General features: G+C 70.2%; 13 protein-coding genes. 12 read left to right on the top strand and 1 reads right to left on the bottom strand.

All coding sequences use genetic code 11. The annotated features are described in order from the left end of the window. The first annotated feature begins 217 nt into the window (after positions 1-217). The 3 genes from MKL11_RS25175 to MKL11_RS25185 all read left to right on the top strand — a co-directional run bounded on the left by MKL11_RS25175 (position 218) and on the right by MKL11_RS25185 (position 4,098). The gene (locus MKL11_RS25175; protein ID WP_243948287.1) at positions 218-1,309 is read left to right on the top strand and encodes an alkene reductase; all 1,092 of its coding nucleotides are present in this window, start codon (positions 218-220) and stop codon (positions 1,307-1,309) included. Between the two features lie 210 nt (positions 1,310-1,519). Beyond that, a complete protein-coding gene (locus MKL11_RS25180; RefSeq protein ID WP_243948288.1) occupies positions 1,520-3,433 on the top strand; it encodes a PAS domain S-box protein in 1,914 nt (637 codons plus the stop codon). Between the two features lie 2 nt (positions 3,434-3,435). Continuing rightward, positions 3,436-4,098 (top strand): HAD hydrolase-like protein, encoded by a 663-nt coding sequence (locus tag MKL11_RS25185; protein ID WP_243948289.1) that lies wholly within the window; start codon positions 3,436-3,438, stop codon positions 4,096-4,098. Positions 4,099-4,222: 124 nt separating this feature from the next. Here MKL11_RS25185 and MKL11_RS25190 read toward each other — a convergent pair whose 3' ends face one another. Next, positions 4,223-4,720: an outer membrane protein assembly factor BamE gene (locus MKL11_RS25190; RefSeq protein WP_243948290.1), complete on the bottom strand. Its 498-nt coding sequence runs from the start codon at positions 4,718-4,720 to the stop codon at positions 4,223-4,225. A 383-nt stretch (positions 4,721-5,103) separates the two neighbouring features. Here MKL11_RS25190 and MKL11_RS25195 point away from each other — a divergent pair, with 383 nt between their 5' ends. The 9 genes from MKL11_RS25195 (at position 5,104) to MKL11_RS25235 (ending at position 13,325) form a co-directional block, all read left to right on the top strand. Then, a complete protein-coding gene (locus MKL11_RS25195; RefSeq protein WP_243948291.1) occupies positions 5,104-5,661 on the top strand; it encodes a ubiquinol-cytochrome C chaperone family protein in 558 nt (185 codons plus the stop codon). Then, on the top strand, positions 5,658-6,173 hold the full coding sequence (locus tag MKL11_RS25200) for a YceD family protein (RefSeq protein WP_243948292.1): 516 nt from the start codon (positions 5,658-5,660) through the stop codon (positions 6,171-6,173). The genes MKL11_RS25195 and MKL11_RS25200 overlap by 4 nt, the downstream gene beginning before the upstream one ends. A gap of 399 nt (positions 6,174-6,572) precedes the next feature. Next, complete coding sequence (gene plsX, locus MKL11_RS25205) at positions 6,573-7,607, top strand: phosphate acyltransferase PlsX (RefSeq protein ID WP_243948294.1); 1,035 nt, start codon at positions 6,573-6,575, stop codon at positions 7,605-7,607. A gap of 317 nt (positions 7,608-7,924) precedes the next feature. After that, entirely contained in the window at positions 7,925-8,917 is a 993-nt protein-coding gene (locus MKL11_RS25210) for a beta-ketoacyl-ACP synthase III (protein ID WP_243948296.1), read from the top strand. A 155-nt stretch (positions 8,918-9,072) separates the two neighbouring features. Then, positions 9,073-9,402 (top strand): integration host factor subunit alpha, encoded by a 330-nt coding sequence (locus tag MKL11_RS25215; RefSeq protein WP_058193245.1) that lies wholly within the window; start codon positions 9,073-9,075, stop codon positions 9,400-9,402. A 131-nt stretch (positions 9,403-9,533) separates the two neighbouring features. Continuing rightward, positions 9,534-10,013 carry a MerR family transcriptional regulator gene (locus MKL11_RS25220; protein WP_243948298.1) on the top strand — a complete coding sequence of 160 codons (480 nt, stop codon included), beginning with the start codon at positions 9,534-9,536 and terminating at the stop codon, positions 10,011-10,013. 95 nt (positions 10,014-10,108) lie between these two features. Then, positions 10,109-10,528, top strand: coding sequence for a hypothetical protein (locus tag MKL11_RS25225; RefSeq protein WP_243948300.1), 420 nt, complete (start codon positions 10,109-10,111; stop codon positions 10,526-10,528). A gap of 160 nt (positions 10,529-10,688) precedes the next feature. Further along, the gene (locus tag MKL11_RS25230) at positions 10,689-11,144 is read left to right on the top strand and encodes an Ig-like domain-containing protein (protein ID WP_243948302.1); all 456 of its coding nucleotides are present in this window, start codon (positions 10,689-10,691) and stop codon (positions 11,142-11,144) included. A 228-nt stretch (positions 11,145-11,372) separates the two neighbouring features. Continuing rightward, complete coding sequence (locus MKL11_RS25235) at positions 11,373-13,325, top strand: PrkA family serine protein kinase (protein WP_243948305.1); 1,953 nt, start codon at positions 11,373-11,375, stop codon at positions 13,323-13,325. Positions 13,326-13,438 lie beyond the last annotated feature (113 nt).

The raw sequence follows: 13,438 nt of genomic DNA on the forward strand, positions 1-13,438 counted from the left end.
CGTCGAGCCTCCGGCTCCCGGCGTTGCGCGGCCTGCTGACCAGCCCGGAATGCGCCCCGATTCCCGAAACCCCAGGAGGATCCCGCACCCCTGGGACGTGCGCTCGCGCACGGACCGGGCCCCGATGCTGCGGTGCACCTTGGCATCACCGCGCTGCGACGCCACCTCGGCGTCTGCCACCCGGACGCGGCGTTGCCGCACCAGCACGAGGTCTTCCATGCCGTCCCTGCTCGACCCGATCCGCATCGGCGCCATCGAGGCGAAGAACCGGATCTTCATGGCCCCGCTCACCCGCGGCCGCGGTACGCGGGAGCACCTGCCGACCCCGATCATGGCCGAGTATTACGCCCAGCGCGCCGGCGCCGGCCTGATCCTCACCGAGGCCACCGGCATCTCCCAGGAGGGCCTCGGCTGGCCCTACGCCCCGGGGATCTGGTCGGATGCCCAGGTCGACGCCTGGCGGCCGATCGTGAAGGCCGTGCACGACCACGGCGGCAAGATCGTCTGCCAGATCTGGCATATGGGCCGGATGGTCCATCCGGACTTCCTGGGCGGCGAGAAGCCGGTCTCGGCCTCGGCCACCACGGCCCCGGACCAGGCGCACACCTATTCCGGCAAGAAGCCCTACGGCGAGGCGCGCCCGCTGGAGGTCGCCGAGATCCCGCGGCTGCTCGCCGATTACGAGCGCGCCACCGCCAACGCCCTGGCGGCCGGCTTCGACGGGGTGCAGATCCACGCCGCGAACGGCTACCTGATCGACGAGTTCCTGCGCGACGGCACCAACCACCGCACCGACCCGTACGGCGGCTCGATCGCCAACCGCGTGCGGCTGCTGCGCGAGGTGACCGACGCGGTCGCCGGAATCGCCGGGCCGGAGCGCACCGGCGTGCGCCTGTCGCCGAACGGCGAGATCCAGGGCTGCAACGATTCGGATCCGGAGGCGCTGTTCGTGGCCGCCGCCCAGGCGCTGGCCGACAGCGGCATCGCCTTCCTGGAGATGCGCGAGCCCGGCCCGGACGGCACCTTCGGCAAGGCCGACCATCCGCCGATCGCCCCGGCGATGCGCAAGGTGTTCCGCAACCCGATGATCCTCAACGCCGATTACGACGGCGTGAGCGGCCAGAAGGCGCTGGATGCCGGGCAGGCCGACGCCATCGCGTTCGGCCGGACCTTCATCGCCAACCCGGACCTGGTCGAGCGCATCGCCAAGGGCGCGCCGCTGGCCAAGGACGAGGCCGCGACCTGGTACAGCCAGGGACCGAAGGGCTACACCGACTATCCGACGCTGGGCCAAGCCCAGGCGGCCTGATCGGCGTCGACGGTGCCGGGGCCCGCGCGACGGGCTCCGGAACCGGGGTGATCGCAGTAGAGGATTTCCGAGGGGGGCGTTCGGCTGCGCTCGCGATGACCGTAGAGGCGGCCCGTTCGCCAAAGCCACCCGTTCCCGCGGCCGTGAAAACCTTAATCGAAGGCGCTGCCTAGGCATCGGGCCCTCCCGGGCCTATGTGAGCGCGAGACCATGGATGTGCCGCCCCCCCATACACGCGCGGATGCCGGATCGACCGACGGGCCCTGGAGCACCGCCGATCGGCTGGCGGAGCTGCACGACCTCGCGATCCTCGATAGCGAGCCCGAGCCGCTCTACGACGACCTCGTCCGGATCGCGGCCCATGTCTGTCGCGCGCCGGTCGCCCTGGTCAGCCTGGTCGATGCCGAGCGGCAATGGTTCAAATCGGAATTCGGCCTCGGCCAGCGCGAATTGCCGATCAATTGCTCGGTCTGCGCCCACACGATCGAGGCCGGTGAAAGCCTCATCATCCCGGATCTCGCCGCCGATCCCCGGACCGTCGACAACCCGCTGGTGACCGGGGGGCCGGGCTTCCGCTTCTACGCGGGCGCGGTGATTCGCGGCGCGCAGGGTATCCCGCTGGGGGCGCTCTGCGTCCTCGACCGGGTGATCCGGCCGGACGGCCTCGATGCCGATCAGACAGCCACCCTGACCGCCCTGGCGCGCCAGATCTCGACCCTGCTCGAATACCGGCGGACCCATACCCAGGTGGCCGCCCGGGAGGCCGAGCTCGCCGCCAGCGAGCGCCGCTTCCGGGTCATGACCGAGGCCATGCCCCAGATGGTCTGGACCACCCTGCCGGACGGGTTCCACGATTATTACAACGACCGCTGGTACGAGTTCACCGGCATGCCGCACGGCTCCACCGACGGCGAGGGCTGGAACGGCGTGTTCCACCCGGACGACCAGGAGCGGGCCTGGACACGCTGGCGCCACTCGCTGGCCACCGGTGAGCCCTACGAGATCGAGTACCGCCTGCGCCATCGCGACGGCACCTACCGGTGGACGCTCGGCCGCGCCATGCCGATCCGCGACGCGGCGGGGCGGATCGAGCGCTGGTTCGGCACCTGCACCGATATCGACGACCTGAAGCGGGCCGAGGACGAGGCGCGCAAGCTCGCCGCCATCGTGGAGACCTCAAAGGACTTCATCGGCCTCTGCACCCTGGACGGGGCCGTCACCCATCTCAACGAGGCCGCCCTGGCGCTGGTCGGGCTGCCCGACCTCGCCACCGCCCGGCAGCACCGGATGGAGGCGTTCTTTTCCGAGGACAGCCGCCGGGTGCTGGCCGAGACCGTCATGCCGGCCGTGCAGCGGACCGGCTACTGGGAGGGCGAGCTGGCCTTCCGCCACTTCGGCACGGGCGAGCCGGTCGCGGTGCTGTACAACATCTTCCCGGTGCGCGACCCGACCGGCGCCGAGATCGGCTACGCCACCGTCACCCGGGACCTGCGCGAGGCCAAGCGCTCCGAGGAGGCCCGCGACCTGCTGATCCGCGAGCTGTCCCACCGGATCAAGAACATCTTCGCCGTGGTCGGCGGCTTGGCGGCGCTCACCGCCCGGAGCGACCCGGCGGCCAAGCCGTTCGCGGCCGCCTTCCGGGAGCGGCTCGGCGCCCTGGCCCGGGCCCACGAATACGTCCGCCCGCACTCCCCCGAGAGCGCCCCCGCGGTCGAGGGCCAGACGGTGCTCGGGCTGATGCGGCTGATCATGGCCGCCTACGAGGAGGACGGCCGGGCGCGGGTCGCGATCTCCGGCGACGACGCCGCGATCGGCGAGCGCACCGCCACCGCGCTGGCGCTGATCATGCACGAGCAGGCCACCAACGCGATGAAGTATGGCGGGCTCTCCACCAAGGAGGGCGGCGTCACCCTGAGCGGCCTGCGCGACGGCGCGCGCTACACCCTCACCTGGGCGGAGGCCGGCGGCCCGCCGGTGACGGAAAAGCCCTCCCGCAAGGGTTTCGGGACGGTGCTCGCCGAGCGCAGCGTCGCCGGCCAGCTCGACGGCGTGCTGGAGCACGATTGGGCGCCGGGCGGGCTGCTGATGCGGCTCAGCGTGCCCCTCGAGAATCTCCGCCACTGAAGATGGGCCGCAGACCCGGTGAGGCCGCGCCATCCCTGGTCGTGCTCGATTTCGACGGCACCCTCGCGGACAGCTTCGCCTGGTTCTGCTCGGTCTTGAACGGGGTCGCCGACCGCTACCGTTTCCGCCGGGTCGAGGCCCACGAGGTCGAGGGGCTGCGGCTGCAGGGCGCGCGGGCGATCGTGGCCCATCTCGGCATCCCGCGCTGGAAGCTGCCGCTCATCGCCCGCCACATGCACGCGCTCGCGGCGCGCGACGCGGACCGGATCGCGCTGTTTCCCGGCGTGCCCACGATGCTGTCCGATCTCGCGGCGGCGGGCGTGCCGCTGGCGATCCTGTCGTCGAACCGCGAGGAGACCGTCCGCCGGGTGCTCGGGCCGGAGCATGCGGCGCGCATTGAGGCCTATGCCTGCGGCGCCTCGCTGTTCGGCAAGGCAAGGCGGCTGCGGACGCTGCTGGCGCGCCGGGGCGTCGCCCCGGAGCGGGCCCTGTGCATCGGCGACGAGGTCCGCGACCTGGAGGCGGCCCGGGCGCTCGGCTGCCGGTTCGGGGCGGTGGCCTGGGGCTACACCGCTGCGCAGGCCTTCGCGGCGCTCGGCCCGGATCACCTGTTCGCAGAGCCGGCGGACATCGCCCGCCTGGTGCAACGGCGCGAATTGGTCTGACACAAGTCAGGGTTTCAAACGGTCTGCGACCTTTCGCGGTTGCAGGGCGGAGCCCTGCTATCTCGGGGGCTCCGCCCCCGAACCCCGCCAAAGGGCTCGCCCTTTGGAAACCCCTGATCTTGGCTCACATGCCGCGGTTGGCGCCCGGGACGACGCTGGTGCCCTTGCCGGTGCCGAACGGCTCGTAGCGGGTCAGGCCGCGGAACAGCTGGCTGAGGAAGGCCCGGTCGGCACCGCTGGTCGGCGTGGTGCGCTCGATGAAGTCGAACACCTTGCCGTCCTGGAGGCCGTAGAGCGCCACCCGCTCGACCTTGAAGCCGGGGGTGAAATAGACCGCCGTGACCTTCTGGTCGTCGACCTGCTCGCCCAGGAACATGATCGTCCGGCTGGTGTTCTGCGAGATGTAGTACCAGGACTTGTTGCCCACCGTGGAGACCGTCGACGGCGTGCCGAGGATCTGCAGCACCTGCTCCGGGCTCATGCCGGGCTTGATCGTCGCGAGCGCGGCCTGATCGACCTGATAGCCGTGGCGCAGCTCTTCACCGACGCAGCCGGCGAGGCCGGCGCCCGCGAGGCCGAGCAGGGCGAGGCGCGCAAAGGACTGGACGAAACGGCGCCGCATCGGGCCCCCAGAGAGCGTGTTGACGGACGAGCGACGCAGGCCGCCGCCGGTCCGTGTCTCCGACGGCGCTTGCGCCTTGGGCGTGGGTTGCCGTACCGCGGGGTTATGGCTTTGACAAGGCAAGCTTGGCCACAGGCCGGCCCCCAACTCACCCGCTCTCCCTCCCCCCTCTGCGGGGGAGGGTGGGCCGGCCGTCAGGCCGGGTCGGGAGAGGGGGACCCGGATTCCGGGAGTGGCAGTGCGGGCGTGCGAGCCGGAGCTTCGCTCTGCACCGTCGCTCCCCTCTCCCGACGTCCTTCGGGGGGCTCCCTCCCCCGCAGAGGGGGGAGGGAGGAGGGCGTGCCTGCCTTGGGCCGGACGTACCTCAAGTTCGCGGGGCGCCGATGATCGCCGGGCTGTTCCGGCGCGACGGCGCGCGCCGTCGCGCGGTCGAGGGGCTGCACGCGGCGATCAGCCTGGCGGCGCGGCGGCCGGGCCTCTACACGCGGCTCGGCGTGCCCGACACCGTCGAGGGCCGGTTCGAGGCCCTGTGCCTGCACGTCATCCTGGTCCTGCGCCGGCTCAACCGGCTGCCGGCCCCGGCGGCCGACGTGGCCCAGGATCTGGTCAACGCGGTCTTCATCCAGCTCGACGCGGCTTTGCGCGAGCTCGGCGTCGGCGATATGGGCGTCGGCAAGCGGATGAAGAAGCTGGGCGCCGCCTTCTACGGCCGGGCCGCGGGCTACGATGCCGCCCTCGATGCCGGCGACGGCGCGGCCCTGGCCGTGGTGCTCGCCCGCAACGTGCTGGGCGGCGTCGGCGACGCGGCGGGCCTCGCCGCCTACGTGCTGGCGGCCGACGCGGCGCTGGCGACGGCCAATCTCGACGGGCTGCTCGGCGCCGGGCCGCCCTTCCCGGAGCCGGAGGCGTTCGCGCCGGCCCCGACCGGAGACAGGATATGAGACACCGTACGGGTCCGGAGAACGGGCCGCTCGCACGCTGGGTCAATGTCGAGCGCCTGCCGCAGGGCCGGGGCGCCGTCACCGTCGAGGCGAGCCCGGCCGAGTGCGCCGCGCTCGCCGCCGACTTCAAGATCCCCGCGATCCGCGACCTCGTGGGGCGCTTCGAGATCTCGGGCTCCACCAACCGGATGACCGTCACCGGCACGGTCGAGGCCGTGGTGACGCAGATCTGCACCGTCAGCCTCGAGCCGTTCGAGGGGCCGGTCCGCGAGCCGGTGGAGGTGGTGTTCACCGACACCGACCAATTCGCCGGCACCGACGCCGAGGATGTCGAGGTCCCCGATCCGCTGATCGGCGGCCGGATCGATTTCGGTTCGCTCACGGCCGAGTTCCTGGCGCTCGGCCTCGACCCTTATCCGCGCAAGCCCGGCATCGCCTTCGAGCCCGTGGTGGCCGGCGAGGATGCGGGGCCTTTCGACGCGCTGCGCCAGATCCGCGACAAGCAGGCGTGAGGCGGATCGCTTCGCCGGACTCGTGACGATGGATGCGGGCGGCGGTCTTCGGCCTGCGCGCCTCCAACCCAATCCCCCTCATCCTGAGGTGCCGGAGCGCAGCGTAGGCCTCGAAGGAGCCCTCCAGGGATCGCGCGACCGCTGGCGGCCTCCTTCGAGGCCTGCGCGATGCGCAAGCACCTCAGCGATGAGGGAGGTTGTTGGGATCACGCCGGGCCGGACCGCGTAGAGGATCCGTGCGCGACGCGCCAATCTCGGCCCCGCCGAAACAATTGCCCGGCCCCGCCGGCCCGAATTCATTTGCCCGGCGGGCCGGTATCGCTATGGTCCGCCGCGCTTGGCGGGCGGCCCTCGCCCGTCCCGCCGCTCTTCCCTGCCGAGACCGCGACCCGCAAAGACATGTCCCAACGCGTGTGCATCTCGCTCGACGCCATGGGCGGCGACCACGGGCCCACCACCGTCGTGCCCGGCGCCGCGCTGGCCCGTGAGCGCCATCCCGACATGACCTTCCTGCTGTTCGGCGACGAGGCGGTGATCGCCCCGCTGGTCGCCAAGGAGCCGCGGCTCAAGGACTGCGTCGAGATCCGCCACACCACCGTGGCGGTGGCCATGGACGACAAGCCCAGCCAGGCGGTGCGCCAGGGCCGGGGCAAGTCCTCGATGTGGCAGGCGATCCAGGCGGTGCGGGACGGGCAGGCCCAGGCCTGCGTGTCCGCCGGCAACACCGGCGCCCTGATGGCAATGTCGAAGATCTGCCTGAAGACCATGTCGGGCATCGAGCGCCCGGCCATCGCCTGCCTGTGGCCGACCGTGCGCGGCGAGAGCGTGGTGCTCGATGTCGGCGCCACCATCGGGACGGATGCCGAGCACCTCGTCGAGATGGCCGTGATGGGCTCGGCCATGGCCCGGATCGTGTTCGACCTCGACAAGCCGACGGTCGGCCTGCTGAACGTCGGCACCGAGGAGATGAAGGGCAACGAGGCGGTCAAGGAGGCCGCCCGGCTGCTGCGCGAGCTGGAGAGCCCGCGCCTGACCTATCACGGCTTCGTCGAGGGCACGGATCTCGGCCGCGGCACCGTCGACGTGGTGGTGACGGAAGGTTTCACGGGAAACATCGCCCTCAAGACCGCCGAGGGCACGGCCAAGCAGATCGGCAGCTATCTCCGCTCGGCCATGACCCGGACGCTGTCGGCCAAGATCGGCGCGCTGTTCGCCCGCCAGGCGTTCAAGGCCCTGCGGGACAAGATGAATCCGAGCCGCGCCAACGGAGGCGTGTTCCTCGGCCTGGAGGGCATCGTCATCAAGAGCCACGGCTCGGAGCACGCGCAAGGGTTCGCCGCCGCGATCGACCTGGCCCATGACATGGCCCGCCACGACATGATCCGCACGATCCGCGAGATGCTCGACCAGACGGCGGTCCTGGCGCCGGCTTGAGCGTCCGTTCGGAGGGCACGCACCGCCTCCACCGTCATTGCGAGCGCAGCGAAGCAACCCAGTGCAGCGGGCGATCTCCGAATGTGGCGTCTCCCTGGGTTGCTTCGCTGCGCTCGCAATGACGGATCGTCGGTCGGGCGATCCGACCGGAAACCGACTGACACAGGGGCGGACCCGCCATCCGGTCTGGGGCGTTCACACAAAACACGACCGCGTATGCCTCCCAGATCCATGAGGGGACGGTGATTCGTGTAACATGGTCAAGGCGTTGACGGCCGGCGGGAATGTCCGAGACCCCGCGTCCGGGAAGGAAAGCGATGTCAGCCCTCCGCACAGATTCCTCGCAGGCGCTGCGCTCGGTGGTGGTCGGGACCGGGTCGAGCCTGCCCGCGCAGGTGGTGACCAACGCGGCGCTCGCCGAGCGGGTCGACACCTCGGACGACTGGATCGTCCAGCGCACCGGCATCCGCCAGCGCCACATCGCCGATGCGAGCGAGACCACCTCGGTGCTGGGCACCCGGGCGGCCCAGGCCGCCCTCGCCGATGCCGGCCTGACCGGCGCCGACATCGACCTCGTGATCTGCGCGACCTCGACCCCGGACCACACCTTCCCGGCCACCGCCACCCAGATCCAGGCGGCGCTGGGCATCCACCAGGGCGCGGCCTTCGACCTGCAGGCGGTCTGCGCCGGCTTCGTGTTCGCGGTCTCCACCGCCGACAAGTTCCTGACCACCGGCTCGGCCCGCCGGGCCCTGGTGATCGGCGCCGAGACCTTCTCGCGGATCGTCGACTGGGAGGACCGCACCACCTGCGTGCTGTTCGGCGACGGCGCCGGGGCGGTGGTGCTGGAGGCGCGCGCCGATGCGGGCGACCGGGGCGTCCTCTGCGCCAGCCTGCGCTCGGACGGGCGGCACCGGGACAAGCTCTACGTCGATGGCGGGCCGGGCTCCACCGGCACCACCGGGCATCTGCGCATGGAGGGCCGGGAGGTGTTCCGGTTCGCGGTCGGGCAGGTCACCGACGTGATCGCCGACGCCTTCGCGCAGGCCGGGCTCACCCCGGACGATCTCGACTGGTTCGTGCCGCACCAGGCCAACCGCCGGATCATCGAGGCCTCGGCCGACAAGCTCGGCATCGCCCGCGAGAAGATCGTGCTGACGGTGGACCGCCACGGCAACACCTCGGCGGCCTCGATTCCCCTGGCGCTGGACGTGGCCCGGCGGGACGGCCGCATCCAGCCCGGCAACCTCGTGATGATCGAGGCGATCGGCGGCGGCTTCAGCTGGGGCGCGGCGCTGATCCGCTGGTGAGCGGCTTGACCGATTCGACGGCCCCACGTGGTTGACCGGGCGGCGGGCGCCGATTAGCGTGCCGGATCATAGGGATACACCTTCGGCTCAGGGTGCGGCGCGGTTCGGCGCGCCCGTGGGCTGTCGGATGAGAAGAGCGGGCGAGGGGACACGGCATGGCAGGCAAGACGGTGACGCGCGCCGACTTGAGCGAGGCCGTCTACCACCAGGTGGGCCTGTCCCGGACCGAGTCGTCCGCCCTGGTCGAGACCGTGCTGTCCGAGATCTGCGCCTGCCTGGCGGGGGGCGAGACCGTCAAGCTGTCCTCGTTCGGCTCCTTCGTGGTGCGCAGCAAGGGCAAGCGCGTCGGCCGCAACCCCAAGACCGGCGTCGAGGTGGCGATCGAGCCCCGCCAGGTGATGGTGTTCAAGCCCTCCAACGTGCTCAAGGCCAAGATCAACGGCCAGGCGATCAACGGCCTGGACAAGCACGACGACGAGGATTGAGCGGGAGCGCCCGGCCGGCCAGCGGACTGACCGCGGCGACGACAAACACGATCGCCTCACCCCCGGCGAGGCTTGAGCCCGGCCGCGCGGGCCGGCAAGATCGGGTTTTCCACGCCGCGCATCAGAGAGCCATGCCCCCAGCCCTCGCCGCCGACATGCCGCTCGAACCGATGGCTGAGAAGAGCGCCGGTGCGTTCCGGACGATCAGCGAGGTCGCCGACGAGCTCGACGTGCCCCAGCACGTGCTGCGGTTCTGGGAGACGCGATTCGGCCAGATCCGCCCGGTGAAGCGGGCGGGCGGCCGGCGCTATTACCGGCCCCAGGACGTCGAGCTGGTCGCCGGCATCCGGCAGCTCCTGTACGTGCAGCGCTACACCATCGCGGGGGCGCAGCGGGTGCTCAAGGAGAACGGCATCCGCTTCGTCCAGGCGGTGGGTCGCGGCGAGGCCAAGGCCGCCGAGCCCCTGATCCAGGAGGTCGAAGGCGGCCCCGACACCGCGCTGCGGGCCGACACGCCCGATCGGGCGGCGCTGATGGGCGTGCTGGACGATCTGCGCGCCTGCCGGGCCCTGCTCGACGCCCTGCGCCGGCCCTACGACCGCGAGGCGTAACGGCCCCGCGGCATCACGCCCCGGGGTCGAGGGCGGCGGGCGCACAACTTGCGGGTGGGGCGGACCTTCCGGCTCGAATCCGCGTTGAAGCCCGCATGGCCGCGCCCAAACCCAAGCTGTCTCCCAGCCAGGAACTGATGGCCCGCCTCATGCGGATCGTCCGCACCTGCCCGGAGGCTGCCTCGGAAGTCCTCGAACTGATGTTCCTTGTCAGCCAGATCGAGGCTGCCACCACGATCGACCGGGAGTACCGGGACGCCAAGCGGGTGATCAGCCGCCTGCGCAATCCCCTGTGGGAGATGGGTCCGCCCGACCGGGAGAAGCTGCTCGCCGCCGCCGAGACGATCCGCCGGGTGTGCCGCCTGCCCGAGGACCAGATCCCCCCGGTGCCGATCGCCGATGCCGGCGAGCGCGCCCGGGTCGAGGCCCGGCTCGCCGACGCGCTCGCCGGCGAGTTCGACGCCGCCCAGATCGCCCGGGTCACCGGGGTCGTGGCGGCGGTGCTGCAGGACTAGGACCCGGTCCGGACCGGATTCGAAAAAAACGCCTCCGTCAGGGACGGGACATCGATCCGGAAAACCCTCGACGGGCGTGCCCGGCCTCCCCACATGCCCTCTCGACCGATGACAGGGGAACCGGACATCCGGCCCCGGATCGGAACCGGAGAGACGCCGCATGACCGCCCTTCGTCCGCTCGCCGCGCTGCTCGCAGGCGGCCTGCTCCTCGCCGGGCCGGCCCAGGTCCCGGCCTTTGCCCAGACCACGGTGACGCGCTCCAAGACGGTCGCCCCCGGCAAGACCGTGCGGCTGGAGATCGCCCCGAACCTCAAGAAGGATTGCAGCCCCGGCCCGATGCCGGAGTTCAAGGTCTCGGGCGCGCCCAAGAACGGCGCGGTGATCACCAAGGTCGGCAAGCTGAAGACGCCGGCGAGCTATCGCTGCCCCAACAGGGAGGCCGCCGTCCAGGCGCTGTTCTACCAGCCCAATACGGGCTTCACCGGCGCCGACGAGGTGACCTTCGAGGTCAGGAGCGCCGACGGCCAAGTCCAGACCCAGACCATCAAGATCACGGTCGGCGCCGCCGGATCGAAATCCGGGGACGATGCCAAGAAAGAGGGCACGGATCTCTGAGTAGAGGCAGGAAACCCCGGCGCGTGCATAGTTTTTCATCCTCGATTGCACGCGCTAAGGAGATCGAAATCAACGTTGAACCTGCTTGAGGCCCCGTTTTCGCCAGACGAGTGTTGCAAGCAATCGACAGGCCGGCGGCACGTTCGCCGCGCTGCGACAAAAGCGGGCCTGTCGGTTGCATCCGAGCCGAGACAGGATGAAGCTACCCGGGTCTGAGAGGGTTATCGAATGCCCATGCATGCGACGAACGACCTTTTCCAGAGCTTCGCTCGAGGATACGAGGCCCGCCGCGATACGGAGATGACGCTCTCCGAGTATCTCGAGGCCTGCCGCGACGAGCCGCTGATGTACGCCTCGGCCGCCGAGCGAATCCTGGCGGCCATCGGCGAGCCGGAATTCGTGGACACCTCGAAGGATTCCCGCCTCGGCCGGATGTTCATGAACCGGACGATCCGGACATACCCGGCCTTCCGGGAGTTCTACGGCATGGAGGAGACGATCGAGCGGATCGTCTCGTTCTTCCGCCACGCCGCGCAGGGGTTGGAGGAGCGCAAGCAGATCCTCTACCTGCTGGGCCCGGTCGGCGGCGGCAAGTCGTCCCTCGCCGAGCGCCTGAAGGCGCTGATGGAGGTCCACCCGATCTACGTCCTCAAGGCCGGGGACGAGGTCTCGCCGGTGTTCGAGAGCCCGCTCGGGCTGTTCGATCCGGACACGTTGGGCGAGGAGATCCAGAAGCGCTACGGCGTCCCGCGCCGCCGGCTCGCCGGGCTGATGAGCCCCTGGGCCCTCAAGCGCCTCGACGAGTTCAACGGCGACATCTCGCGCTTCAAGGTGATCAAGGTCCGGCCGTCGCGGCTGCGTCAGATCGCCATCGCCAAGACCGAGCCGGGCGACGAGAACAACCAGGACATCTCCTCGCTGGTCGGCAAGGTCGATATCCGCCGGCTGGAGACCCTGTCCCAGGCGGATCCCGACGCCTATTCCTACTCGGGCGGCCTCAACCGGGCGAACCAGGGCGTTCTGGAATTCGTCGAGATGTTCAAGGCGCCGATCAAGATGCTGCACCCGCTGCTCACCGCGACGCAGGAGGGCAATTACGTCGGCACCGAGAATATCGGCGCGATCCCGTTCACCGGCGTGATCCTGGCCCACTCGAACGAGTCCGAGTGGCAGACCTTCAAGACCAACAAGAACAACGAGGCCTTCATCGATCGCATCTACGTGATCAAGGTCCCGTACTGCCTCCGGGTCACGGAGGAGCAGCACATCTACGAGAAGCTGATCTCCAGCTCGGAGCTCTCGGATGCCGCCTGCGCGCCCGGCACCCTCGAGATGCTGGCCCGGTTCTCGGTGCTGTCCCGCCTGCGCGAGCATGCCAATTCCAACGCGTTCTCGAAGATGCGGGTCTATGACGGCGAATCGCTCCGCGAGGTCGATCCGCGCGCCCGCTCGATGCAGGAATACAAGGACGCCGCAGGCGTCGACGAGGGCATGGACGGAATCTCCACCCGCTTCGCCTTCAAGGTGCTGGCCGCGACCTTCAACCACGACACCACCGAGGTCTCGGCCGACCCGGTGCACCTGATGTACGTGCTGGAGCAGTCGCTCCGCCGCGAGCAGCTGCCCGCCGAGACCGAGAAGAAGTACCTGGAATTCATCAAGACCGAGCTGGCCCCGCGCTACGCGGAGTTCATCGGCCACGAGATCCAGAAGGCCTATCTCGAATCGTACCACGATTACGGCCAGAACCTGTTCGACCGCTACATCGACTACGCCGATGCGTGGATCGAGGACCAGGACTTCAAGGACGCCGAGACCGGCCAGTTGCTGAACCGGGAACTCCTGAACCAGGAACTCACGAAGATCGAGAAGCCCGCCGGGATCGCCAACCCGAAGGATTTCCGCAACGAGGTGGTCAAGTTCGCCCTGCGCTCGCGGGCCCAGCACGGCGGCCGCAACCCGAGCTGGACCAGCTACGAGAAGCTGCGCGAGGTGATCGAGCGGCGGATGTTCAGCCAGGTCGAGGAATTGCTGCCGGTGATCTCCTTCGGCTCGAAGAAGGACGGCGACACCGAGAAGAAGCACGGCGAGTTCGTCGAGCGCATGGTCGCCCGGGGCTACACCGAGCGGCAGGTCCGCCGCCTGGTGGAATGGTACATGCGGGTGAAGCAGGCCGGCTGAGGGACGAAGAGCCCGCCCGGGTCGAATCCGGGCGGCCAAGTTTCGACCCTCCGCCGCCATAGTTTCGGACGACCGGCCGGCGAGGCTCGCAAGCATGACGTGGGAAAAGGGGA

This window comes from Methylobacterium sp. J-077 (genome assembly GCF_022829365.1).
GTDB lineage: Bacteria > Pseudomonadota > Alphaproteobacteria > Rhizobiales > Beijerinckiaceae > Methylobacterium.